This window comes from Streptomyces sp. UH6 (assembly GCF_013421635.1).
In the GTDB taxonomy this organism is placed as follows: Bacteria; Actinomycetota; Actinomycetes; order Streptomycetales; family Streptomycetaceae; genus Streptomyces; species Streptomyces abyssomicinicus.
In genome coordinates this window covers 1-23,415 of the sequence record NZ_JACADT010000007.1, presented here as the reverse complement: position 1 = coordinate 23,415, position 23,415 = coordinate 1, and the positions used below count along the sequence as shown (strand labels likewise).

At 70.5% G+C, this 23,415-nt stretch carries 21 protein-coding genes, 1 tRNA gene and 5 pseudogenes; 20 read left to right on the top strand and 7 right to left on the bottom strand.

Annotated elements, in window-relative coordinates:
- Positions 1–64: 64 nt before the first annotated feature.
- Together HW445_RS01530 and HW445_RS01525 are read left to right on the top strand one after the other, a co-directional pair.
- The gene (locus tag HW445_RS01530) at positions 65–706 is read left to right on the top strand and encodes a TetR/AcrR family transcriptional regulator (RefSeq protein ID WP_180219208.1); all 642 of its coding nucleotides are present in this window, start codon (positions 65–67) and stop codon (positions 704–706) included.
- 396 nt (positions 707–1,102) lie between these two features.
- Positions 1,103–1,871, top strand: a pseudogene (locus tag HW445_RS01525) (IS5 family transposase).
- 228 nt (positions 1,872–2,099) lie between these two features.
- Here HW445_RS01525 and HW445_RS01520 read toward each other — a convergent pair.
- Positions 2,100–2,441: a hypothetical protein gene (locus HW445_RS01520; protein WP_180219207.1), complete on the bottom strand. Its 342-nt coding sequence runs from the start codon at positions 2,439–2,441 to the stop codon at positions 2,100–2,102.
- 757 nt (positions 2,442–3,198) lie between these two features.
- Between HW445_RS01520 and HW445_RS01515 the strand changes: the two are divergent.
- Positions 3,199–3,525 (top strand): annotated as a pseudogene (locus tag HW445_RS01515) (Tn3 family transposase); the annotation flags it as partial.
- A gap of 93 nt (positions 3,526–3,618) precedes the next feature.
- Here the strand turns inward: HW445_RS01515 and HW445_RS01510 are convergent.
- A complete protein-coding gene (locus HW445_RS01510; protein WP_180219206.1) occupies positions 3,619–4,014 on the bottom strand; it encodes a cupin domain-containing protein in 396 nt (131 codons plus the stop codon).
- A 52-nt stretch (positions 4,015–4,066) separates the two neighbouring features.
- Between HW445_RS01510 and HW445_RS01505 the strand changes: the two genes are divergently transcribed.
- A complete protein-coding gene (locus tag HW445_RS01505) occupies positions 4,067–5,059 on the top strand; it encodes a GlxA family transcriptional regulator (protein ID WP_180219205.1) in 993 nt (330 codons plus the stop codon).
- Positions 5,060–5,334: 275 nt separating this feature from the next.
- Here the strand turns inward: HW445_RS01505 and HW445_RS01500 are convergent, their stop codons facing one another.
- Positions 5,335–5,598: a metal-sensitive transcriptional regulator gene (locus HW445_RS01500; RefSeq protein WP_180219204.1), complete on the bottom strand. Its 264-nt coding sequence runs from the start codon at positions 5,596–5,598 to the stop codon at positions 5,335–5,337.
- Positions 5,599–5,996: 398 nt separating this feature from the next.
- On the opposite strand from HW445_RS01500, the gene HW445_RS01495 reads away from it, so the two are divergent.
- From HW445_RS01495 to HW445_RS01420, 15 genes and pseudogenes are all read left to right on the top strand, one after another.
- Complete coding sequence (locus HW445_RS01495) at positions 5,997–7,385, top strand: rhodanese-like domain-containing protein (RefSeq protein ID WP_180219203.1); 1,389 nt, start codon at positions 5,997–5,999, stop codon at positions 7,383–7,385.
- Positions 7,386–7,546: 161 nt separating this feature from the next.
- Entirely contained in the window at positions 7,547–8,128 is a 582-nt protein-coding gene (locus HW445_RS01490; RefSeq protein WP_180219202.1) for a rhodanese-like domain-containing protein, read from the top strand.
- The gene (locus HW445_RS01485) at positions 8,125–9,027 is read left to right on the top strand and encodes a sulfite exporter TauE/SafE family protein (protein WP_180219201.1); all 903 of its coding nucleotides are present in this window, start codon (positions 8,125–8,127) and stop codon (positions 9,025–9,027) included. The genes HW445_RS01490 and HW445_RS01485 overlap by 4 nt, the downstream gene beginning before the upstream one ends.
- 60 nt (positions 9,028–9,087) lie before the next feature.
- Positions 9,088–9,354 (top strand): metal-sensitive transcriptional regulator, encoded by a 267-nt coding sequence (locus tag HW445_RS01480; RefSeq protein WP_180219200.1) that lies wholly within the window; start codon positions 9,088–9,090, stop codon positions 9,352–9,354.
- A 243-nt stretch (positions 9,355–9,597) separates the two neighbouring features.
- Positions 9,598–10,956: an MBL fold metallo-hydrolase gene (locus HW445_RS01475; protein ID WP_180219199.1), complete on the top strand. Its 1,359-nt coding sequence runs from the start codon at positions 9,598–9,600 to the stop codon at positions 10,954–10,956.
- 87 nt (positions 10,957–11,043) lie between these two features.
- On the top strand, positions 11,044–11,409 hold the full coding sequence (locus HW445_RS01470) for a rhodanese-like domain-containing protein (RefSeq protein ID WP_180219198.1): 366 nt from the start codon (positions 11,044–11,046) through the stop codon (positions 11,407–11,409).
- Positions 11,406–12,149: pseudogene (locus HW445_RS01465) on the top strand (sulfite exporter TauE/SafE family protein). The gene HW445_RS01470 and the pseudogene HW445_RS01465 overlap by 4 nt, the downstream one beginning before the upstream one ends.
- Before the next feature lie 97 nt (positions 12,150–12,246).
- Positions 12,247–13,515, top strand: coding sequence for an MFS transporter (locus HW445_RS01460; protein WP_180219197.1), 1,269 nt, complete (start codon positions 12,247–12,249; stop codon positions 13,513–13,515).
- A 649-nt stretch (positions 13,516–14,164) separates the two neighbouring features.
- Positions 14,165–14,407 carry a hypothetical protein gene (locus HW445_RS01455; RefSeq protein ID WP_180219196.1) on the top strand — a complete coding sequence of 81 codons (243 nt, stop codon included), beginning with the start codon at positions 14,165–14,167 and terminating at the stop codon, positions 14,405–14,407.
- A complete protein-coding gene (locus HW445_RS01450; protein WP_180219195.1) occupies positions 14,407–14,784 on the top strand; it encodes a fic family toxin-antitoxin system, toxin component in 378 nt (125 codons plus the stop codon). The genes HW445_RS01455 and HW445_RS01450 overlap by 1 nt, the downstream gene beginning before the upstream one ends.
- A 39-nt stretch (positions 14,785–14,823) precedes the next feature.
- Positions 14,824–15,061 (top strand): annotated as a pseudogene (locus HW445_RS01445) (site-specific integrase); the annotation flags it as partial.
- Positions 15,062–15,132: 71 nt separating this feature from the next.
- A complete protein-coding gene (locus tag HW445_RS01440) occupies positions 15,133–15,897 on the top strand; it encodes a maleylpyruvate isomerase family mycothiol-dependent enzyme (RefSeq protein WP_180219194.1) in 765 nt (254 codons plus the stop codon).
- Positions 15,898–16,158: 261 nt separating this feature from the next.
- On the top strand, positions 16,159–16,746 hold the full coding sequence (locus HW445_RS01430) for an SMI1/KNR4 family protein (protein ID WP_180219193.1): 588 nt from the start codon (positions 16,159–16,161) through the stop codon (positions 16,744–16,746).
- Between the two features lie 136 nt (positions 16,747–16,882).
- A complete protein-coding gene (locus HW445_RS01425) occupies positions 16,883–18,103 on the top strand; it encodes a hypothetical protein (RefSeq protein WP_180219192.1) in 1,221 nt (406 codons plus the stop codon).
- Positions 18,104–18,255: 152 nt separating this feature from the next.
- Positions 18,256–18,374 (top strand) — tRNA-Arg (locus HW445_RS01420).
- 163 nt (positions 18,375–18,537) lie between these two features.
- Here HW445_RS01420 and HW445_RS01415 read toward each other — a convergent pair.
- Both HW445_RS01415 and HW445_RS01410 read right to left on the bottom strand, forming a co-directional pair.
- A complete protein-coding gene (locus HW445_RS01415) occupies positions 18,538–19,254 on the bottom strand; it encodes a hypothetical protein (RefSeq protein WP_308798090.1) in 717 nt (238 codons plus the stop codon).
- 62 nt (positions 19,255–19,316) lie between these two features.
- Entirely contained in the window at positions 19,317–19,736 is a 420-nt protein-coding gene (locus tag HW445_RS01410) for a hypothetical protein (protein ID WP_180219190.1), read from the bottom strand.
- A 137-nt stretch (positions 19,737–19,873) separates the two neighbouring features.
- Between HW445_RS01410 and HW445_RS01405 the strand changes: the two are divergent.
- Positions 19,874–19,966 (top strand): annotated as a pseudogene (locus tag HW445_RS01405) (IS5/IS1182 family transposase); the annotation flags it as partial.
- 261 nt (positions 19,967–20,227) lie between these two features.
- Here HW445_RS01405 and atzF read toward each other — a convergent pair.
- A complete protein-coding gene (gene atzF / locus HW445_RS01400) occupies positions 20,228–21,886 on the bottom strand; it encodes an allophanate hydrolase (protein ID WP_180219189.1) in 1,659 nt (552 codons plus the stop codon).
- Positions 21,883–23,415 (bottom strand): carboxyltransferase domain-containing protein (locus HW445_RS01395; RefSeq protein WP_180219188.1); only part of this gene is annotated, 1,533 nt, incomplete at its 5' end. The genes atzF and HW445_RS01395, both read right to left, overlap by 4 nt.

Sequence of the window (23,415 nt, the reverse complement as noted above, 5' to 3'; positions counted from 1 at the left end):
AGTGCTCCTCCCCGATGCACACCCACTTCCGTAATCAAGTTACGGCAATAATGATGTTATGAGAATGACGAGAGCGGAGGCCAAGGAACGCAACCGCCGTGCCCTGCTGGATGCTGCTTTCCAGGTCGTCTCCCGGAAGGGATACCGGGCCAGACTTGAGGAGATCGCCGAGCGTGCCGGCATGACCACCGGCGCCGTCTACTCGCTGTTCGGCAGCAAGAACAACCTGGTAGTCGCCATGGTCACCGACTACCAGCTGCCGCATTACGAAGAGATCGACATGGCGGTCCCGGCCGGAGCGGACCTGCTCGAAGCGGTCGACGGCTTCGCCCGGCACTACCGCCGCAGCTGTGACGCTCCCAACGCGCTGCCTGCCCTGTCACTGCAGATTGCCTTGATGGACATGTCCCTGCAGGACCCCGAGTTGAGAGCTCAGCTTGGCGCGTCCGTCCAGACGCAAGAACGTCACCTGATCGCCTTGTTCACCGGCAGATCGCACAACGGGGACATTGTGACGTCGCATCAGGCACAACGCCTGGTCACCGCTCTCAGGGCACTGTTCGTCGGCCTCAGCCAGGGCATCATCCTCGGCCTGACCCACGGCGCCGACGAGCAGTACTTCGCCGACGCCGCCCGTGCCCTGGCCTCCGACGTAACCGTCATCCATCACGACGCGGACGCATCTGAGCATCACGGTTCGGAGTGACCAGCGCAGTGGATCACCAGGCGTCATCGCTGTCAACGGCACCTCGCCGCTGCATCGGACAACGCACCGCCCAGGGGAAGGACAGGCCCACCACGCCGCGCCACTGATGTCAGCAGCACCAAGAACACGGTGCGGACAACACGTCGTCGCCCTGGCCGAAGCCGGGGACTCCGACGCCTCCAGACGACGCCCCGCTGTGCGGTGCAGGGGATCTCCCCGGTTGAGTGCATGGGTCCGCTCCCTGACAGAGGGCCCGCCGCGCGCGGGCGTCTCGTCTTCGCCCATAAAAAAGAGGTCCTGACAGAAGTTGCTGATGGTGTGACTGTCGGCTCAGATGCTCGTTGCTCTGTTCGTGGGGAAGAGGAACTCTCGTCCGTGGGTCGTGTCGGGTGAACTGTGGTCGCTGAGCCGTTGTTGCCGCAGCCTGGTCCGAAGCTGGTCGCCGGGCGGCCGAGGGTTCCTGACCGGTAGGCTCTGTGCGGGATCTTGTTCGTCCTGCACACCGGCATCCAGTGGGAGTACCTGCCCCAGGAGCTCGGCTTCGGCTCCGGCATGACCTGCTGGCGGCGACTCGCCGCCTGGAACGAGGCCGGCGTGTGGGACCGGCTCCACGTCGTCCTGCTGCAGAAACTGCGGGCGGCGAAACAGCTCGACCGGTCCCGCGCGGTGATCACTCCAGCCACGTGCGGGCCGCTCGGCAAGGCCCAAAAGCGGACCCAACCCCGTCGACCGCGCACGTCTGGGCAGCAAGCACCACGTCCTCGTCGACGGACAGGGCATCCCGCTCGCTGTGTCGCTGACCGGCGGAAACCACAACGACGTCACGCAACTGCTGCCCCTTCTCGCCAAGGTCCCGTCCGTCGCGGGCCTGGTCGGGCGGCCGCGTCGGCGGCCCGACGTGGTACTCGGCGACCGCGGCTACGACCACGACAAGTACCGCCGGCTCGTCTGGGCCCTGGGCATCAAACCGGTGATCGCCCGCCGCGGCGTCCCGCACGGTTCAGGGCTCGGAGTGCACCGGTGGCTTGTCGAGCGCACCATCGCCTGGCTGCACGGCTTCCGCCGCCTTCGCATCCGCTGGGAACGACGCGACGACATCCACGAAGCCTTCCTCGGCCTCGCCACCTGTCTCATCACCCACCGACACGTCCAACGCCTTTGTTAGGACCTCTAAACGCAGGCACCGGCGCTGCAACCACCCACGGCATGGGAGCCACCAACTGCCCAGGGCTTGATCAAGTCCCCCGAAGGTCAGGGTTGCTGTGATGCCCAGGAGTGGGAGTGCTCGTTCGGGCTGGTCGATCGCCCAGGTGGTCTTGGTGATGTTGCCGGCTCCGAGGGCCGTGTGCCGAGCCGCTCGGCCCTGTGGGTGTGGGCGGCTCGGAAAAGCGCGCTACCGGTCCTGCTCGAAGAAGGAGCCCTCCTTCCGCCTCTCGTAGGCGGGTTCGGCTCGCGCCATCCACGCGTCCACGTCGGCCGCCATCGAGGGGAACCTCTCCTTCATGGGCTCCGCCAGCTCGGAGATCTCCTCCCAGGAGTCGGCCAGGTACGTCTCGTTCTCCAAGCCGATCGCGACAGCCACCCGGAACTGATCGTCCGACATCAGCCACCGCTTCGCCACCTCGGTCACGGCTGCCACCTCGTCGGGACGGAGGATCCACGACATGGACAGGAGTTGCTCGGAGATGTAACCCGGGACGACATTGGACGCCCTGTGATCGACCAGGAAATCCATAACGTCTTCCACCTGCACGGATCACAACCTCCGATACACGCGGTATGCATAGGCGGTCTGGTCAGGATCGATCGCCCCGCCGTGAGCCAGAGCTTGATCAAGTAGCGAAGTCGTTGGGCTGGTCCGGGACATGACCGGTTGGGGTGCACAGCGGAGCCGGCACGGGCTTTGTGATCATCGGGGTGTCGAAGCTCAACGATCGCGAGGGGCCCATGCCTGCCGCTGCATCTTCCCCCATCCCCGTCATGTTGGCGAAGCTGGGCCCCTGACCCCCGATCGAGTCACTGACCTCGTCTGTGCCTGCGCGGCCGTCTCGGGAGCGAGGACCATCGACGAGATCACCGAGTGGGCAGAGCGGGCCTCGGACTCCTTGCTGACTGCCGTCAGAGTTCGGCGGCATCCGCTCAGGTGGCGCTGCCTCGCCCTCGCGGATCACGATCGGCCGTGTGCTCGCGACCGTCGACGGCGACGCACTGGACCGCACCGTCGGCGACTACCTCACCGGCCGGAGCACCGCTCCCCCGGTGCAACGGCGGGCAATCGCCGTCGATGGCAAGTCACTGAGAGGATCAGCCCGTCTATCCGTCACCCGCAGGCATCTGCTCTCCGCGGTCACCCACCGGGCCGTGACACTCGCCCAGACTCAGCGAAGCACTGAGCTGGATGCGTTCCCCCGCTATGGTCGAAGAGATCTTCGCCGCGCTGGACGAGCAGACAGTCGTCTTGATCGACTGTCGGGAGGTCCGGGGTGCCGGTCGAGTTCCGCCACGCACTGGCCCGGAAGATCTTTCACGGCCGGGCGGGGCAGCTCTACCAGCGCTACCAGCGCTACCAGGAAGGTATGCACCAGATCGGCGCCCTGGGCCTGGTCCTGAACGCGCTCGTGCTGTTCAACACCCGCTATATGGACGCCGCCCTCACCCAGCTCCGCGCCGACGGCTTCGAGGTGCGCGACGAGGACGTCCCCCGGCTCTCCTCGTTGGTGCGCCACCACATCAACGTGCTCGGCCGGTACTCCTTCCAGCTTCCCGACCTGCCCGGCGGAATGTGCCCCCTGCGCGATCCGGACACCGCCGAGGATTGAGTCCCGCGCCGCTCTTGCCGGGCAGTCGGCGAACGCAGTCGACCCGGCGTCAGGCTGACGCCATGGGTAGTGGCGTGTCCGAAGCCTGTCGGGTCAGGTGCTGAGTGCGTGTCCGGTTGTTGCGTCGACGTGCTCTGGGATCTCGTCGTGGCGATCGCCCACGGTCGGTGTCCCGGTGGGCTCGAACATGAGGATTGCGGCGCCGGACGGGGCGTACGGCTTGTGCTCTGTGCCTCGGGGGACGGTGAAGACCGCCCCCTGCGGGAGCAGGACCGTGCGCTCCCCGCCGGGCTCGCGCAGGGAGATGTACAGCTCGCCGTCGAGTACCAGGAAGAACTCGTCGGTGTCGTCGTGGACGTGCCAGATGTGTTCGCCCTCGACCTTGGCGATGCGGACGTCGTAGTCGTTGACGCGCGTGACGATGCGGGGGCTCCACAAGGCATCGAAGGAGGCCAGAGCCTTGCTGAGGGGGATGGGTTCGCTGCTCATGGGCTCATCCTGAGCCGTTTCGCTTGACCGCCGTGAGTGCTAGGAATTGCACATGGCGAAAGAATCCTCGCACGCAGCTCACGCGGCGGGCGTACACCGGGTCGTCGTGATCGTGGACGAGAACTCGAACCCCTTCGAGCTCGGCTGCGCGACCGAGGTCTTCGGTCTGCGCAGACCGGAGATCGGCCGTGATCTCTACGACTTCAGGCTCTGCTCCCCCGAGCCCCGCACTCTGATGCGAGACGGATTCTTCACGCTCACGGGAGTCGCCGACCTGGAAGCGGCCGACGCGGCGGACACTTTGATCGTCCCCAACCGCCCGGACATCGAAGTGCCCCGCCGTCCCGCCGTGCTCGATGCCGTCCGCCGGGCACACGCCCGAGGTGCGCGCCTGGTCGGCTTCTGCAGCGGCGCCTTCACACTGGCCGAGGCCGGAGTCCTCGATGGGCGCCGGGCCACCGCGCACTGGCAATGGGCGGATTCCTTCCGGGCCCGCTTCCCCTCTGTCCAGCTCGAATCAGACGTGCTGTTCGTGGACGACGGTGACATCCTCACCGCGGCAGGCAGCGCAGCCGCGCTCGACCTTGGGCTGCATGTGGTCCGCCGCGACTACGGTGCGGAGGTCGCCAACGCTGTGAGTCGGCGGCTGGTCTTCGCGGCGCACCGGGACGGTGGGCAGCGGCAGTTCGTGGAGCGCCCCATGCCCGACCTGCCGGACGAGTCCTTGGCGCCTGTTCTGGCCTGGGCCCAGGAACGGCTGGACTCACCGCTCACCGTGTCCGACCTTGCGGCGCGTGCGGCGGTCAGTCCGGCGACGCTGTATCGCCGCTTCCAGGCGCAACTGGGCACGACGCCGCTGGCGTGGCTGACGGGGGAACGGCTTGCTCTGGCGTGCCGGTTGATCGAGCGAGGTGAGTCCCGCTTCGAGGTGGTCGCGCGAAGCTGCGGGCTTGGCACCGCTGCCAATCTGCGCACGCTGATGCGCCGCGAGACCGGCATCACACCGTCGGCGTACAAGCGCCGGTTCGGGCCGGAGCCGAACTGACGGCGGGCGGAGAGATTCCGGCACCGCCGGCCGCTTCGTCCAGACCGGGACCGCCGGGCCGTCGTAGCCGTACGACTCGCACCAGCCCCAGCCACGAGAGCACCGCCGCCCGGCGGGCGTTCCAGGTGTTGACCGCCGCGGTGCCTCACAGCAGTTCCAGGGGCCTCACCGATCTCGTCGTCCGCAACCGACGCCAGCGGACTGCCGCCCTACCCACGCTGTCTTTCGCCCGACGGCCCCGGCGTACGGATGACAGAGGGCGGAGGGATGGGGGATCAGGCGAGAGCGAGGAAGAGCTTCTCCAGTTCTTCCTGCGACATCGGCGGGGCGTCGGAGTCCGGGGCGAGGCACTGCCGCATTCCGCTGGCCACGATCTTGAACCCGGCCCTGTCCAGAGCCCGGGAGACCGCCGCGAGTTGCGTCACCACATCCTTGCAGTCCCGGCCCGCCTCAACCATGGCGATCACGGCAGCCAGTTGCCCCTGCGCCCGCCGCAGGCGGTTCAGTACCGGCTGGGTCGATTCTTCGTCCACCTGCATGGGAAGCCTCCTCCACTCACCGCCCATAATACCCCAAGGGGTATAAAGCCGGAGTGTCGCACCAGGCGGTGAACGCGTTCGCCGAGCGGACGCGCACCCCCGCCGGCCGGGCTCTCGAACCTGGAGTCATGGATACCCCCAGGGGTATTTGACAACCTGAGCGGTGACCCTCTACGGTCGATGACGTAATACCCCAGGGGGTATGGGAAAGCGTCTTGTCGCAGGGATCAATGCGACTGGACGACCCTCCAGCCCGGCCTGCAGGCTCCCTCATCGACGCCACCGGCTCGCCCGGCACCCAGCCCCCCGTTACCGGTGCCCGCTTTTCCCCAGGGATGCCTCACGGCCCCAATAATACCCCCCGGGGTATCCAGTCCATCCCGTGACGGAGGTTTTCCGTGTTCTTCTCGCAGTACTACCTCGAGTGCCTCTCGCAGGCGTCGTACATGATCGCCGACGAGACCACCGGTCAGGCTGTGGTCGTCGACCCCCGCCGGGACGTGTCGGAGTACCTGAACGACGCCGAGGCGCGCGGTTTCACCGTGGTCGGTGTCATCAACACGCACTTCCACGCGGACTTCGTCGCCGGACACCTGGAGATGGCCGCCCGCACCGGGGCGTGGATCGGTTACGGACGGCGCGCGGAGACCGAGTACGCGATCCGCAAGCTGGCGGACGGCGACACGATCAGCCTCGGGGACGTCACGCTGAAGATCATGGAGACTCCCGGGCACACCCCGGAGTCGATCAGCGTGCTGGTCCACGAGCGCGCCGAGGACACCGTCCCGTACGGCGTCCTGACCGGCGACGCGCTGTTCATCGGCGACGTGGGGCGCCCGGATCTGCTGGCCTCGGTCGGGGTCACCGCCGACGAGCTCGGCGCGATGCTGCACGACAGCGTGCAGAACAAGCTGATGGGCCTGCCCGACGAGGTGCGCGTCTTCCCCGCTCACGGAGCCGGTTCCTCCTGCGGCAAGAACCTGTCAACGGAGCGGCAGTCCACGATCGGTGAGCAGCGTGCCACCAACTACGCGTGTGCGCCGATGAGTGAGAAGGACTTCGTCGCCATCGTCACGGCGGGGCAGTCGGCGGCTCCGGGTTACTTCGCCTACGACGCGGACCTCAACCGCCGGGAGCGGGAGCTGTTCGACCCGGCCTCCGCACCGCAGGCCCTGGACGTCGCGGACTTCCTGGCCCGGCGTGCGGCGGGCGCGGTGGTGGTGGACGCCCGTGACCCGCAGGAGTTCGCGGCCGGCCATGTGCGCGGTGCGGTCAACGTTCCGGCCGATGGCCGGTTCGCCGAGCAGGCCGGTACCGTCCTGCCGCTCGGGGCCGAGCTGCTGGTCGTCGCGCCGGAGGACCGTGAGGAGGAGATCGTCACCCGTCTCGCCCGCATCGGCTTCGACCGGGTCGCCGGATACCTGACCTCGCCCGACGAGACGTTCGAGGCGATGGCCGACGAGGTCGCCCCCGCGAGCCGCCTGACCGCCGCCCAGCTCCGCGCGGCGCTGGAGGGCGACAACCCGCCGGTCGTGGTCGATGTCCGCAACTGCGGCGAGCGCGGCGAGATGGGCTTCATCGAGGGCGCCCTGCACATCGCGCTCGGCGAACTGCCGACTCGTCTGGACGAGATCCCGCGCGACAGGCCGCTCGTCCTGCACTGCGCGGGCGGTCACCGCTCGTCCATCGCCGCCAGCCTGCTGCGTCGGCAGGGCTTCGAGGACGTCTCCGACGTGCTCGGCGGCTGGGCCGCCTGGGCCCTGCTGAACCAGCCCGCCGCCGCCTGACACCCGGCCGGCGAGAGCCGCCGGTGCCACCTGCGCGGGGCTGTTCATGCCCCTGACCGTGTCCCCGCGCGGGTGCGCCGGCCCTTCCCCCAGGCATTTGTCTCTTCCCCCGCTTCCCGCCCGTGCCGTGCACGGGCGCGCTTCACCCCTACGGAGTTCTCATGACGACCACTGCCAACGCCACCGCTTTCACCCCCGCCGCCCTCCAGCACCTGATCGGCAACGGCACGGCTCCCCGCCTGCTGGACGTGCGTACGCCCGGCGAGTTCCAGACCAGTCACATCCCCGGCGCCTACAACGTTCCCCTGGACACCCTGCGTGAGCACCGCGGCGAGCTGCGCCGCCACCTGGACGAGGACGTGGTGCTGATCTGTCGCTCCGGTGCCCGTGCCTCGCAGGCCGAGCAGGCGCTCGCCGAGGTGGGCCTGCCGAACCTGCGGGTCCTGGACGGCGGCATGATGGCCTGGGAGGCTTCCGGCGCCCCGGTCAACCGTGGTCCGGAGCGCTGGGAGCTGGAGCGTCAGGTCCGCCTGATCGCCGGCTCGGTCGTGCTGGTCAGTGGCGTCGTGGGCTTCTTCGTCCCCGGCGTGCACCTGATCGGCACCGCGATCGGCGCCGGCCTGACGTTCGCCGCCGTCAGCAACACCTGCGCGATGGGCATGATGCTGTCCAAGCTGCCTTACAACCGCGGCCCGCGCACCGACATCCGCACCGTCGTCGCCTCCCTGCGGGACCGGTCGTGATCACCGTCGTCCTCGCCGCCTCCGTCCTGATCGGCGTCAGCCTGGGCATCCTGGGCGGCGGCGGGTCGATCCTGACCGTGCCGATCCTGGTCTACCTGGCCGGTCAGAACAGCAAGGAGGCCATCGCCACCTCCCTGTTCGTCGTGGGGGTCACCAGCCTGGTCGGGCTGATCCCGCACGCCCGCGCCCACCGGGTCCGGTGGCGCACCGGACTGATCTTCGGCGCGGTCAGCATGGTCGGCGCCTACGGAGGCGGCCGCCTGGCCGAGTACATCCCTGGCACCGTCCTGCTGGTCGCGTTCGCCCTGATGATGCTGGCCACCGCCGCGGCCATGCTCCGCAAGGGCGCCGGACGCAAGAAGGCCGGGCACAAGGCCGCCCACGCCGAGCTGCCCGTGAAGCTCGTGGTCGTCGAGGGGCTGGTCGTGGGCGCGGTCACCGGCCTGGTCGGCTCCGGCGGCGGCTTCCTCGTCGTCCCCGCACTGGCACTGCTCGGCGGACTGCCCATGAGCATCGCGGTCGGCACGTCGCTGCTCGTCATCGCGATGAAGTCGTTCTCCGGGCTCGCCGGCCACCTCGCCGGCGTCCAGATCGACTGGGGTCTCGCCCTGACGGTGACCGCCGCGGCCGTCGTCGGCAGCCTGATCGGCAGCCGCTTCGCCGGACGCATCCCCCAGGACACCCTGCGCAAGGCCTTCGGCTGGTTCGTCGTCGTCATGGGCGTCTTCGTCCTCAGCCAGCAGCTCCCCGCCGCCGTGTGGACCAGCCCCCTGACCTGGATCGGCGCCGCACTCACAGCGACGGTCGCCGTGGCCTGGACGCTGACCGGCAGCCGTCGGACGCGAACCGCCGACGGAACGACGCCGGAGAAGACCCGCCATCTGAGCCTGCGCTCCTGACACCGCGCCCCCAGGAGGACAACCCACGCCATACGTCATCGCACACGAAGGAGAGACCCGGTGAAGGTGGAGCAGGAGGCGGTGACCGCGGTTCTCAACCGGCTGCGCCGCGCCCAGGGACAGCTCACGGGAATCATCACCATGATCGAGGACGGCCGTGACTGCGCGGACGTCGTCACCCAGCTCGCCGCCGTCGCCCGTGCCGTCGACCGGGCCGGATTCAAGATCGTCGCCAGCGGCATGCGCCAGTGCCTCGCGGGCGACGGCGAGGAATCCTCGTCGACGACGGAAGAGGAGCTGGAGAAGCTGTTCCTCACCCTGGCGTGACCATGCGGACGGCTGTGGCCCGCGGCGGAGATCCGCCGCGGGCCACAGCCGTCCGCTTCCGCCGTGTGTCCGTCGTTCCGGAGAACCGCCCTTCGGCGGCACACGATCGTCGCGGCGTCATCACCGTTCGGCCGCGGCAAGGTCGCGGTACTCGCACACAGGGGAAATACCCCCCAGGGTATTTTTGCTACAGTGGACGTACAGATACCTGGGGGGGTATTTTCGAGGAAGGGAACAGCTTTCGTGTTCTTCATCGACACCATTGAGCTCGAGGGCCTCGGCAACCGCCACTACCTGGTGGGCGGCGCCCAGGCGGCCGTCGCGGTGGACCCGCCGCGCGACATCGACCGGGTCCTGGCCGCGGCGGCCCGGCGCGGTGTGCGGGTCACGCACGTGGTGGAGACCCACATCCACAACGACTACGTGACCGGTGGTCTCGAGCTCGCCCGGATCACCGGCGCCGCCTACCTGGTGCCGGCCGGCGCCAACGTCTCGTTCGCCCGTGTGCCGGTGTCCGACGGCGATGTGGTGACGGTCGAGGAAGGCCTCGAACTGCGCGCCGTGGCCACCCCTGGCCACACCCCGCACCACACCGCCTACGTGCTCGCCGAGCGGGGCACGCCGGTGGCCGCGTTCACCGGCGGTTCGCTGCTCATCGGCACGGTGGGCCGCCCCGACCTGGTCGAACCCCGCCTCACCGAGCAGCTGGCCCGCGCCCAGCACGCCTCCGCCCACCGACTGGCCACCGAGCTCCCCGACGACACGGCCGTCCTGCCCACCCACGGTTTCGGCAGCTTCTGCTCCTCCGCCCAGGCCGAGGGCGAGGCCACCACCATCGGCAGGGAGAAGAGCGCCAACACGGCGCTCACCACCGACGTCGACACCTTCGTCGCCGAGATCCTGGCCGGACTGGAGGACGTGCCCGCCTACTACGCGCACATGGGCCCGGCCAACGCCGCAGGCGCCGCCCCCGTCGACCTGACTCCGCCGGCCGTCGCGGACGCCGCCGAGATCGCCGCCCGCCTCGCGGCCGGCGAGTGGGTCGTGGACCTGCGCAACCGGGTCGCCTTCGCCGAGGGCCACGTCGCCGGATCGTTCAACTTCGAGGCGGACGGCAAGCTCGCCACCTACCTCGCCTGGATGATCCCGTGGGGCAAGCCGGTCACCCTGCTCGCCGAATCCCCCGAGCAACTGGCCGCCGCCCAGCGCGAGCTGGTCCGCGTCGGCATCGACCGGCCCGCGGCAGCCGCCACGGGCACACCGCGGGAATGGGCGGGCGACGGCGCCCCGCTGGCGTCCTTCCCCCGCTCCACCTTCGCGGGCCTGGCCGAGCAGGGCACGGACAAGGTCGTCGTGCTGGACGTGCGCCGCGACTCCGAGCGCGCGGCCGGACACGTCAAGGGCTCCGTGCACATCCCCATCCACCAGCTCCACAAGCGGCTCGACGAGGTCCCGGCGGGCACCGTGTGGGTGCACTGCGCCGGTGGCATGCGTGCCGGGATCGCGGCCTCGCTCCTCGACGCCGCAGGCCGTGACGTGGTGGCCGTCGACGACGGCTTCGACTCCGCCACCGAAGCCGGCCTGACCGTGCTCGCCGGCTGAGCGGCAGGGCCGGTAACACGGCACTGATTCCGCCAACCCCGCAGCCGCCCTACCACCCGCACCACTTCTTCTCCGAAAGGTCTTGTGATGTCCTTGTTCTCCCGGAATTCAACGCGGGTCTCCGTGAATGAGGCCCACCGGCGCACCCGGAGCGACGGCGCCACCGCCGTTCTGCTGGACGTACGCGAGCGGGCCGAGTGGGACGCCGGGCGCGCACCCGGCGCCGTCTTCGCGCCCCTTTCGGCCCTGGCAGCGGGGGCGGCCCTGCCGCAGGCCGCCCAGGGACGGCCTCTGGTGGTGATCTGCCGCAGCGGCAACCGTTCGCGGAAGGCCGCCGAACTGCTCTCCTCACTCGGCCTTGACGCGGTGGACGTCCGGGGCGGTATGACAGCGTGGGCCGACCACGGATACCCGGTCGTCGATGCGCGCGGGAACCGCGGCTCGGTGGCATGACGGCTTTGGTCCTCGCGCTCGTCGCCGGAGCCGTCGTCGGGCTCGCCCTCGGCTGACTCGGCGGCGGGGGCAGCGTCCTGGCGGTGCCCGCCCTGACCTACCTGCTCGGGCTGAGCCCGGCGGACGCGATCACTGCCAGCCTGGTCATCGTCACCGTGACGTCCGTGACCGCGCTCGCCGGACACGCCCGGGACGGCAACGTGGCCTGGCGCACCGGCCTGCTGTTCGCAGCGGCAGGCGTCGTCCCCGCGATGCTCACCGGGGCGGCCGCCGGCCGCCTGCCGCAGGTGGCGCTGACCGTCGCCTTCGCGGGAGTCGCCTCGGTCGCCGCCGCAGGCATGCTGCGGCCCGCACGCGCCCCGGCAGTCGGCGAGGTGCGTCCGGTCAAGGCGGGCGCCGCCGGAGCGGGGCTCGGCGCGGTGACCGGGCTCCTGGGCGTGGGCGGCGGCTTCCTCGCCGTCCCCGCCCTGGTCCGGGTGCTGCACCTCCCCATGCGCCGGGCTCTGGGCACCAGCCTGCTGGTCATCACCGTCAACTCGCTCGCCGCCCTCGCCGCCCGTGCCGGAACCGCTGCGGACCTGGACCGGGCCGTCATCGCACCGTTCACCGCGGCCGCGATCCTCGGCGCCTGGGACGGCAAACGCCATGCGCGACGGATCACCGGCGACACGCTGCGGCGGACCTTCGCCTACGTCCTCCTGGTGATCGCCGCCCTCATGCTCATCGACGCGTTCGTCTGACCTCCTTCCCTCACTCAGCCGGAAGCGTCCGGGTCCGGCCGGCAGCAGGCCGAACCAGCGCCACAACCGCACCCGCACCGTTCAAGGACGTCCACGCATGACCACGAACACCACGACGAAGCGGATCTCCGGACCCGCCGTGAGCCTTGGACTCCGGGAGAACCGGCTCCAGTTCACCCTCCTGGTCGTCGTCAACATGGCCGTCGGTGGTCTGGTGGGCCTGGAGCGCACCACCGTCCCGCTCATCGGCACCGACGTCTTCGGCCTGACGAGTGACCTGGCGGTCTTCTCGTTCATCATCGCCTTCGGTCTTACCAAGGCCCTCACCAATCTTGCCGCCGGCGCCCTGACGGCACGCTTCCGCCGCCGGCAGCTCCTCCTCACGGGCTGGCTGATCGGGGTCCCCGTTCCGTTCATGCTCGCCTGGGCACCGTCCTGGGGCTGGATCGTCGCCGCGAACGTCCTGCTCGGCCTCAACCAGGGCCTGGCCTGGTCGATGACCGTCAACATGAAGATCGACCTCGTCGGGCCCGCCCGACGCGGCCTCGCAACCGGACTCAACGAGGCCGCCGGCTACACCGCCGTCGGCGTCACCGCCCTGCTCACCGGTTACCTCGCCACCGGCTACGGCCTGCGCCCCGTGCCGGAACTCCTCGGCGTCGTCTTCGTCGTCGCCGGACTCGCCCTGTCCCTCGTCGTCCGGGACACCGCCGCCCACGTCGCGCTCGAACTCGCCCAGCACCCCAAGCCCTTGCCCACCGGTGAGAAGACCGGCCTGGCGGCCACGTTCGCCCGCACGTCCTGGCGCGACCGCTCGCTGCGCGGCGCAAGCCAGGCCGGCCTCGTCAACAACCTCAACGACGGACTCACCTGGGGCGTCTTCCCCCTGCTGTTCACCGACCAGGGCCTCGGGCTGGCCGCCGTCGGCCTCATCAAGGGCCTCTACCCCATCCTGTGGGGCATCGGGCAGATCCCCACCGGCCACCTCGCCGACCGCATCGGCCGGAAACCCCTCATCGTCACCGGCATGCTCGTCCAGGCCGCGGGCTTGGTCCTCGCCCTCGCCCTGCTCGACAGCCCTCTGCTCGCGGGCATCCTGTCCGCCATCGCTCTCGGCCTCGGCACCGCCATGGTCTACCCCGCCCTCATCGCCTCCGTCTCCGACCACGCCCACCCCACCTGGCGTGTCAACGCCCTGGGTACGTACCGCTTCTGGCGCGACATCGGCTACGCCGCCGGCGCCCTCGTCGCCGGCGTCCTCGCCGACACTCTCGGCCTGAACGCCACCGTGATGGCCGCCGCCGCACTCACCGCCGCCTCCGGACTGCTCGCCGCCCGCTGGATCACCGACCGCACCGGACACTGACACCCACCACGCCTCCGTTCCTCCGTTCGTCTCGCACTGCGAGGGAGGGGAAGGGGCACGTAGACCGTCCGCCGTCCTGCCCAGGGACCGCTGCGCACCCGCACCACGCCTGGGGCTTGTGGGACAGGGGTGTCACAGACGGTTTTCCTGATCAGTGGTTCATGGCCTGGCCTGTCCTGATCGGTTCGTGGTGCGTCTGACGCTGCGAAGAGATCCGCGGCAGTGGCTGAGGACGCCTTGGCCCATCAGCGCCGGACAGAGGTCGAACGCCGTGCCGCGGAGGAAGAAGCCAATGGATGCGGGGAGCACCGTGTCGAGCTGTACGGCTTCGCCAACGGCACGGGACCATCCCCGCGGGTGCGGGGAGCACTCATGGCCACTATCACAAGTGGATGGATTATAGGGGTCCATCCCCGCCGGTGCGGGGAGCATAATGCCTTCTCGTGGCAGGGCAGCCAACAGGCAGAGTAGCCCTTGCAACCCAGCACCTTCTTACGCCTGCCCCGTGAACGTGGCCGGCGAGAGACAGACTGAGCAGCGCGCCGACCACCACCTGCAGGTCGCCCTCGCTCCCCACCTCGCCCGCAATCGCGATCACGACGTGCCTCGACTCCTCAACGCAAGCGATAACAGGTGTTACCATCCTGATATGGCGAAGACACAGCTTGGGGCACGCGTCGACAGCGACGTGGCCGAACTGGCAAGGCGGCGAGCCGCCGACCTGGGCCTCAGTGTCGGCGACTACCTGGCGCGGCTCGTCGAGGACGACACGAGCGGTCTGCGGGCGCGCTCCGTCGATGCCGCCGCCCGGTTCATCGACGACTTCCGGGACGTGTTCGGCGAGGTCGAGGACACGCAGCCCCGCCCGCACCCGGGGACACGTGCCGCCTGATGGAACTGCACGTCGACGTCCCCTGGATCCTGCAGGTCGTCGAAGCCGCGAGAGCCGGTGATCCCGCTCCCGACGACTACGGCGTGCCGGTCGCGGCCATCGCCCGGCACCGCGCCGAGGTCCTCGAGGAACCCGTCTACCGCGGCCCCTACGCGAAGGCGGCCGCGCTGGTCCACACCCTCGGTCGCTGCCACTGGCTGGAGCACAGCAACCTCCTCGTCGCCGCGGCGACCGGGGTCATGTATCTCAACGCCGCCGACGTGGACGTGAAGCCCTCCCGCGAAGACGTGATCGCGCTGCGGGACCTCCTCACCGACCCGCGGTGCACGGCCGCCGCAATCGCCGGTGTGCTGAAGTCCTGGCCGCAATCCAGTTGACGCACCTTCCGGTGAAGCAGCCGGGGCGGAATGAAGGGGCTCGGCGTAAGCATCGAGGACCTGGACTTCGCCGCCCGCCGCTGCTCGGTCAAGGCCAAGGGCGCCCACAGCAAGGCCCGCCGCCGAGGGCAGGCGCGCGAGGACTGCATGCTGGAGATGTCTTGGGCCGCCGACCACGGCCAAGGCCCGCGCCCTGCTCGATGAGCACACCGCCATGCGCGGACCGGGGACAGGCTGGGACCTGCACGAGTACTGCCACTCCGCCGTCACCCACCTCGAGCGTCACTTGCGGCGGCCAGACGCCTTAATCGAGTGCGAGAGTCCCGGTCCGGGTGGTACAAGGGCCGCGTGACTGATCACCTCCACCTCCCCACCCTGCTGCGGAGGATTGACGAGCGTTCCGCCGCGTTCCGCGCCGCTGTCGCCGCGGCCACCAGCCTCGACGCCGACGTCCCGTCCTGCCCGGGCTGGACGCTGTACGACCTGGCGAACCACCTCAGTGAGGGGGACCGCTTCTGGGCCCACATCGTGCTGAACACCGCGCCGGGCGACGAGCGGCCTCGCAAGGACGGGCTGGCGGCGCCCAGGGAGCGCGAGGCCCTCATAACCTGGCTGGCCGACTCGACGGAGCAGCTGCTCACTGCTCTGCGCGAGGCCGGCCCGGACGGGGGCTGCTGGGCCTGGTGGGAGCCGCTGGCCTCGCCGCACACGGTGGCCGCCGTGGCCCGCCGCCGCGTTGCGGAATCGCTGATCCACACGTACGACGCCCAGCTGGCCTCCGGTGCCCCGCAGGAGCTGCCGACGACCGAGGCGGTCGACGCCATCGAGGAGTTCCTCGCCACCGTCTGCACCGGCACGGTCCCGTGGCCGGGCGAACCCGCCACCATGGACTACCACGCAGCCGAGGCCGGCTCCTGGCGCCAGACGGTGGACGCCACCGGTTCCCGCTTCACCCGCCTCACCGCGGCGGAAGCCGCCGGGAGCAAGCCCACCGCCGCCGTCTACGGCACGGCAAGCGAAATGGCCCTGGTCATGTACATGCGCATCCCGGCCGGCTCGCTGCGGATCGAGGGCGACGCCGACCTGCTCCAGCATCTCCAGGACTGGGGCTGAGGCCGACCTGCAGATGGATCACTTGAGGCGTCGGGTGGTGGGGCGGCCGTCCCAGCGGTAGCGGCTCGTCGAGCGCCGGCGTCGGCCTCACTCTGCCGTGGAGTTCTGGCGTCGTCGAAGGGCACGTCAATCGCATCAAGATGCTCACGCGCCAGATGTTCGGCCGGGCGGGCTTTCAGCTACTGAGGAAGCAATTCCTGCTCACGGGATGAGTTCTGGTGCCGCGCGATAGATTGCGGGCGACACGAGAGAAGAGCTCGCATGGACTCCCGCATCCCGCGGTTGCGACGCAAGCTGGCACGCATCCCCTACGCGCCCAACCGAAGCCACTCCTTCGGGGAGGAGCGGCACGAATTTCGTCTCGGCCCCCGCCTCACCAAGGGTCAGGTTGACGCCTTTCAGGCCGAGCATGACGTGGCACTCCCGCAGCCCTATCGAGACTTCCTCACCAACCTGGGCGGCAGTGGTGCGTCTCCCTACTACGGACTGATCCCGTTGGAGGACTGCACGCTCTTCACGATGAACTCCAGAGACGCCGGCACGGGCTCAAGAGGATTCAGCCGCACCTATCGCCCCACCCGCCGTGGTGACCTGTTCCTGCATGTCATCGAACGCGGCTGCAGCGATCTCGTCCTCATAGGCATAACCGGCCCTCTCGCCGGGCGCATGCTCATCGGCAACGCAGACGGCTTCTGGGGCCCGAACGTCTCTTCAGCCCCGGACTTTCTCGCCTGGTATGAACGATGGCTCGACCACATGGCTGCCGGACAGGACAACCGGGCTCTGGAGCTCACCTCACCCCAGCTCAGAGCGCATCCGATTCGGCAGCGGCTCGCTCACTCGTCGTGACCGCTCATCTACGAGCCTGCTGATCACCAACTGCCGCCACAACCAGTGAACACACGCTGCTGCTGAACGTGCCCGAAGCACCACCCGTCGATATCGCGTGGCGGATCGATGCCCGGGTCGGGCAGGGTGCCGGGTGATGAGCGATGAGTACGCGATGCCGTACGCCCTCCCCGACTCCGTCGAAGGTCTGCTGCAACGGGGGCGTGGTCTGGGAGCGGTGCGAGCGCGCCAGGACCCGGGGCGATCCGCCGTGTTCGTGTATGACGGTATCCGCCGTGACTGGCGGTGGGACCAGAGTGACGATCGGTCTCTGTACCTGGCACGGCTGGTACATGATCTGGGCCTGTCCCCCATGCCTATCGTTGAGCAGCTGTCGGGGGATGAGGAGGCTTGCTTGCGAGCCTGCGAGGTGCTGGTGCTGCTGGCTCTCGCCGGATCGGGCGACGCCAGGGACGGGCTTCGGGCGTATGTCCGCCAAGGCGAGCACTGGGCCCGCGTACTGGAGTCGCTGTCTGCCGGCTGGCCGTCGGCGTGGTGGGAAGATCTCGGCGACGTCGCACGGGCCCGGATCGGCGCAGAGGCGGAGCTTCCGTGGTGCTCCGAGCCGTGGACGCGGTTCGGTATCGAGGTTCAGAGCCGTCCGTGCGAGCCGCGGCCGTCGCTGGCAGGGCTCGGCACCGCAGAACTCCTCGCTCTGCTCGCCGACACTCGCACGGAAGGTGCCACGAAGGTCGACGCGCTACGTGCCCTGACGGGCCGAGAGCCAGCTGAAGGGCTGATCGCGCTGGTTCCCTCGTTGGGCACATCGGACGGCCGGCGGCCCCTGCCGCTACTGTGGCGGGCCGTTGAGCGGCTGGGCACCCTCGCCGTCCCGGCGGCGCACGGCTGGGCGCAGGAAGACCGCCCCTGGCTGGCTGAGGTGGGTGCGAACGTTCTGGCCGACCATGGCGGCCCCGAGATCTTGCCGGGGCTCGTGGACGAACTCGTCGAACAGTGGACGGCGCGGGCCTGGTGCGGTCCCGACCGGACAGCCCGGCGCCTGGCCCGGTTCGGGCCTGACGCCGCCGCGGCGGTTCCCTTTCTACGGCGTTTCTGGATGCGCACCCCGCACTCGTACGAGCGGACCGCGTACCTGGAGGCACTGGCCGCTATCGACCGGGACGGCCTCGAGTACGTGTACACCGAGTCCCTCTGGGATTGCGAGGAAACGACGCGGCTGCTGGGGATCACCTCGGCACCCGCGAGCCCGGAGGCCCTGGGCCGGATCGCCGTACTGCGCGACGACCCGATGGAGACGACCGCGGTGAGAGCCGCGGCCCGAGCACGGCTGGTGGCCCCTGCCGGCCAACTTCCCTGACCCTGTTCGACCGAGCAAGCCCGGCCTTCAGGGCGCCTCCCGTTCTCGTGATCCTGCTGCAGCAGGCGTCGGCGCTGGATAACGGCTCGCCGCGCACAGGACGGTCCTCTACCTTGAGCCGGAGCGGGATGGCGCGCGTTCTCGCAGGCTGCGGTGCCGTGGCAGAGCGGCCCATTGCGATCGCCGTGGACGAGGTCCCGCCCACGGCGACTGACGGAGACGGGGCGGGCCTGCCCCTGTCCGTCCGCGGGTTCGAATCCCGTCGGCACCGCGGCCGACCCGGTACTTTGTGCAGCGCAAGCACGGCGACGTCGCCCCAGGTCCACCGGCGGTGCAACCGAGGGAAGCCGCCCAGCCGGCTCACGGTGCGCTCAAACAGTCGCCGCTCCCTCCCCGAAGTGGGCGGCGACTGGTATCAGCTGTAGCCCCCTGGCTCAACGCATGCTCTTCGCGATATCGCCCAGCTGCTGTATCTGGTCCAGTGTCAGGCGGCGGACGTCCCAGATCAGGCCGGTCACGTCGACGGAGGCCTCGGACGCGGACGCTGTCCTGTCCGGCAGGTCGACGCCGGTCAGTACGGCCAGGTCGTCGACGCGGATGCCGAGCACGATGGCGAAGTCGGCCAGGAGATCGGGGGTGAGTCCGATGCGACCGCGGCCGACCTGCCCGTACGTTGCCGCAGACCAGTACCGGCCAGTCAGTGGCAGGAATGTCTGTGCCCCCGCCGCCCACCCCAGATTGCGGTTGGCGAGCAGGCGCATGAGCAGTCCACCGGGACCCGGCGGGTACTGCAGATACGGGCGCGGATCCGGGACCGGCCGGGTGCGGTGCTCCTGCGGCAGCGACTGCGCGAGCCGACGCAGTTGGTCGCGTTGGTCCTGCGGCAACTGGGCTGCGTGCCGAGCGAGGCGAGCCACAGCCGTACCGGCCAGGGAGTCGAGGGGCATCATCTCCAACGGCAGAGCCACCCCTGCAATGACAAACAGGTCCTCGGCCTCCAGCTGGAAAACAGGAGCGAGCTGTCGCAGCAACGACCGGCCGGGCGGTGCACCGTCCAGCACCGCCCGCAGCGCAGCCTCCGGGACGGAGGACAAGCGGGACAGGTCATCAACACACAGCCCGCGGCGCTCCGCCAGCCGGCTCAGCAGCACGTCGAATCCTGGGAAGCCTGCCACTCGGTCAGCCTAAGGCCCCGTGTGGCGGCCCTACCGGATCACCAGAATGACCTGGCCGGAGAGCTGGGCATCTCCGTCCGGCATGCGGAACGCCTCGTCGCCGAAGCGCGCAGCGATGTCGGCGGGTGAAGGGTGGGACGGTCGTCCGGGGGCATGGCGTGCCAGGCTTCCTCGGCGTCGAGGAGGTCCTGGTCGTGGTCGGCGGCCTCGGAGACGGTGCGGCGTGCGTGGGCGACGGCTTCCGCTTCCGCGGCGGTCGGGCGCCGTCGCTCCAGGAGAGGGGGAACGAGGAGGGTGAGGAGTTCCTCGTCGTAGATACGGGCGCGGGCACCGGGCCGGCTGACGAGCGCGTCGGTGAGCCGCTGGTGGGTCTTGGTGTTGCGGTACGTACCCAAGGCCTTGTTCAGCAGCTGTGCGGCGCGGGCATCGTCGGCGGCCTCGCGGCCTGCGCGGATCATGCGGACTCGGACTCCCTCGGTGCGTCGACGCAACGGTGCGAAGCTATCAACGCCGCCGCCCGAGAAGCGCGATCGCCGTCGCCACGCACGTTCCGGTACCGGCGCCACAGGCGGGTGGACGGCATCGGGCAGGTGCCGCCGACAGCCGCCTGGTCGTCGCCGTCGGTAAGCCGCTGCCCGGCAACCGCAAAGATTGCCGGGCCTGGGAGGAGTCCGGCGCGAAGGCCGCCTTCGATCACCACCCCCGCGGTGATCGCCGGCGGCGGCCACCGGTGCCGCCGGCGCCGTGGAACAGGTTGCCGTCGCGGGTGCCTCCCACGTCCTGGACTGTGTCACCGGCCGTCCTGGGCTCTGTCACCGGCCTGCCCGCCTTCGCGCGGGGAGCTGCAGGCCGATGACACCACGAGCGGCGACACACGCCCTCGGCCGGCGGACGGCAGTCGCGGCGCGTCCGAAGGGAGTGGCCGTTCTGCGACGGATGCTCCCGGCCCTCACTCCGTGAGGGTGGGCAGGGCCGCACGCCAGCCGCCGTGGGCGGTGATCTCGCGGGCGTCGTTGAGGGCCAGGGGCTCGCACAGGAAGCCGGGCACGAAGCTGCCGTCGGCGAGTTCCACGCGGCCCAGGGTCATCGGGCGCGGCAGGGAGGCGAGCAGGGAGCCGAGCCCTTCGGCGGGCAGCCGCCACACCTCCGTCTCGATCGCCGCGCCGCCCTCGCCGGCCCGCACCAGGCCGGGCTTGCGGGGGGTCGTGTCCAGCGCGTACAGCCGGTACACCGGCGCCGTCGTGGTGGTCCGCACCAACCGGCCGCCCAGCGCCAGCAGTTGTCCGTTCAGCGGCTGCCCGGACAGGTGCGCGCCGACCACCGCCAGGTGCACCGGCGGAGCGGTGAGCAGTGCGGCGACACGGGCCAGCCGCTCGTCGGTGAAGGCCGGGCCGACCAGCATGACGCCGAACGGCCGCCCGCTCACCTCGCCCGCCGGGACGGCGACCGCCGCCAGGTCGAACAGGTTGGCCGAGTTGGTGTAGCGGCCGAGCCGGGCGTTGGCGTCCAGCGGGTCGGCCGCCACCTCCGCGAGGGTCGGGTGCCCGGGAGCCGTCGGCAGGAGCAACGCGTCTGCCTCGCCCATCGAGGCCATGGCCCGGGCGCGCAGGGCTGAGAGGTGCGCGAGGTCCGCGTACAGCCGGTGGGCCGGGACGTCGCGGGCACGGGAGATGATCCCCGCCACCGTGGGGTCGAGGTCGGCGGAACCGGCGTGCGCGTCGACGAACGCCCCGACGGCGGTGTACCGCTCGGCGACGAAGGCCCCCTCGTACAGCATCGCCGCCGCCTCGGTGAACGGTTCCAGGTCCACGGGCAGCAGCTCCGCGCCCGCGTCGGCGAGGCGGGCGGCCGCCGACGCGTAGGCCTCCGCCCAGCCGCCGTCCAGTTCGCCCAGCTGCCCGGGCCGGGGGACCCCGATCCGCCACGGGCCCGGGCGGCGCGGCTGCAGGGCGGGCAGCGCGCGTCCCGACGGCGCCGACATGAACGACAGGGCGCGTTCCGCGTCCGCGAGCGTGCGGGCGAACACCGTCACGCAGTCGAGGGAGGCGCAGGCCGGCACGACCCCCTCGGTCGGTACCAGGCCACGGGTCGGCTTGAGTCCGACGATGCCGTTGAAGGCGGCCGGGACCCGGCCCGAGCCCGCGGTGTCCGTGCCGAGCGCGAAGTCCACCAGGCCGAGGGCGACGGCGACCGCCGAGCCCGAGGAGGAGCCGCCGGAGACGTACGCCGGGTCGACGGCGTTACGGACCGCGCCGTAGGGACTGCGCGTGCCCACCAGACCGGTCGCGAACTGGTCGAGGTTGGTGGTGCCGAGGACCACGGCACCCGCCTCCCTCAGGCGCGCCACCGCCGGGGCGTCGGCCTGCGGCCGGTACGCGTAGGCGGGGCAGCCGGCCGTGGTCGGGAGACCGGCGACGTCGATGTTGCCCTTGACGGCGAAGACCGTCCCGGCCAGCGGCAGCCGCTCGCCGGCAAGGACCCGGGCGTCGACCGCGGCCGCGTCGGCCTCCGCCTCCTGGCGCGGGCGCAGGTCGATCCACACCTCGGGCCGGTCCGCCGCCTCGATGCGGGCGTACGCGGTCCGCACCCGCTCCGACGCGGTGCTCACGACGCCACCGCCACGGACTCCACCGGGGCGAGGACGACGAGCGCGGTCCCGGCCTCGACCTGGCTGCCCGGCCGGATCAGGATCTCGGCGACGAGACCGTCGGAGGGTGCCGCCACGGGGGACTCCATCTTCATGGCCTCCAGGGCGACGAGCTGCTGACCTGCCGACACCCGGTCACCGACCTCGACGTTGACCTGCCAGACGCAGGCGGTGAAATCCGCCTCGACCAGGCGGCCCCCTTCGGGCACCTCGATGTCGGCGGCCGGCACGGCGACCTCCGCGGCCGCCTCGGCGCGGGCGAACTCGCCGGCGGCTTCCCAGGCGTCGCGTTCGGCCGCGAAGGCCGCGCTCTGCCGGGTGCGGAACGCGGCGATGGAGGCGGCGTTGTCGTCGAGGAAGTCCCGGTACGCGGCGAGCGAGAAGGTCCCCTCCTCGGTCCTCGGCACGAACCGGCCGGAGACGATGTCCGCCCGCAGCTCCAGCAGTTCGGCGGCGCCGACCGGGTACCACTTGATGCGGTCGAAGAAGCGCATCAGCCAGGGTTTGCCCGGTTCGAAGGCGCCGCGCTGGCGCCAGGGCGACCAGACCTGGGTGGTGCGGCCGACGAACTGGTAGCCGCCGGGCCCTTCCATGCCGTACACGCACAGGTACGCGCCGCCGATGCCCACCGAGTTCTCGGCGGTCCAGGTGCGGGCCGGGTTGTACTTGGTGGTGACGAGGCGGTGCCGGGGGTCCAGCGGGGTGGCGACGGGCGCGCCGAGGTAGACGTCACCCAGGCCGAGGACCAGGTACTCGGCGTCGAAGACGGTCCGGTACACGTCGTCGACGGTGTCCAGGCCGTTGACGCGGCGGATGAACTCGATGTTCGACGGACACCAGGGCGCGTCGTCCCGCACGCCCGCGACGTAGCGCTCGATGGCCTCGCGGGTCGCGGGGTCGTCCCAGGACAGCGGCAGGTGCACGACCCGGCTGGGCACCACCAGCTCGTCGGTTGCCGGCAGCCCCTCCTCCACACGCAGCACCACCTCGAGCAGTTCGCGCTGCGGCAGCAGGTCGGGGTCCGTCTGGATCTGCAGCGAGCGGATGCCCGGGGTGAGGTCGAGGACACCGTCGAGGCCGAGGGCGGCCAAGGCCTCCGCCAGCGCGTGGACGCGCATGCGCAGCGCCAGGTCCAGTTGCATCGGCCCGTACTCGACGAGGAGGTTGTCGTCGCCGCTGCGCCGGCAGGTGACCGACGGGCGGGTGCCGGTCTCCGGCAGGCGGGCGAGGACGCCGCCGTCGACGACCGGCCCGCGGTCGGCGCGCGGTGCGGTGGCCGGGGCGCGGCGCAGCGCTGCGGCGGACTCCGTGGTGACGGGGACGAACCGGACGGTGTCGCCGGGCCGGAGCTGGCCGAGCTTCCAGCGCTGCCCGGTGACGACGGTGGCCGGGCAGACGAAGCCGCCGAGCGAGGGCCCGTCGGGGCCGAGGAGGACCGGCATGTCGCCGGTGTAGTCGACGGCGCCGACGGAGTACGGCGTGTCGTGGAT

Bases quoted from the DNA above. Each gene is read 5' to 3' on its own strand.
- HW445_RS01470 (WP_180219198.1), top strand. From the start codon at position 11,044: ATGTCCTTGTTCTCCCGGAATTCAACGCGGGTCTCCGTGAATGAGGCC.
- HW445_RS01505 (WP_180219205.1), top strand. From the start codon at position 4,067: ATGGCGAAAGAATCCTCGCACGCAGCTCACGCGGCGGGCGTACACCGG.
- HW445_RS01460 (WP_180219197.1), top strand. From the start codon at position 12,247: ATGACCACGAACACCACGACGAAGCGGATCTCCGGACCCGCCGTGAGC.
- HW445_RS01520 (WP_180219207.1), bottom strand. From the start codon at position 2,441: ATGGATTTCCTGGTCGATCACAGGGCGTCCAATGTCGTCCCGGGTTAC.
- HW445_RS01530 (WP_180219208.1), top strand. From the start codon at position 65: ATGACGAGAGCGGAGGCCAAGGAACGCAACCGCCGTGCCCTGCTGGAT.
- HW445_RS01450 (WP_180219195.1), top strand. From the start codon at position 14,407: ATGGAACTGCACGTCGACGTCCCCTGGATCCTGCAGGTCGTCGAAGCC.
- HW445_RS01410 (WP_180219190.1), bottom strand. From the start codon at position 19,736: ATGATCCGCGCAGGCCGCGAGGCCGCCGACGATGCCCGCGCCGCACAG.
- HW445_RS01430 (WP_180219193.1), top strand. From the start codon at position 16,159: ATGGACTCCCGCATCCCGCGGTTGCGACGCAAGCTGGCACGCATCCCC.
- HW445_RS01425 (WP_180219192.1), top strand. From the start codon at position 16,883: ATGAGCGATGAGTACGCGATGCCGTACGCCCTCCCCGACTCCGTCGAA.
- HW445_RS01490 (WP_180219202.1), top strand. From the start codon at position 7,547: ATGACGACCACTGCCAACGCCACCGCTTTCACCCCCGCCGCCCTCCAG.
- HW445_RS01500 (WP_180219204.1), bottom strand. From the start codon at position 5,598: ATGCAGGTGGACGAAGAATCGACCCAGCCGGTACTGAACCGCCTGCGG.
- HW445_RS01455 (WP_180219196.1), top strand. From the start codon at position 14,165: ATGGCGAAGACACAGCTTGGGGCACGCGTCGACAGCGACGTGGCCGAA.
- HW445_RS01510 (WP_180219206.1), bottom strand. From the start codon at position 4,014: ATGAGCAGCGAACCCATCCCCCTCAGCAAGGCTCTGGCCTCCTTCGAT.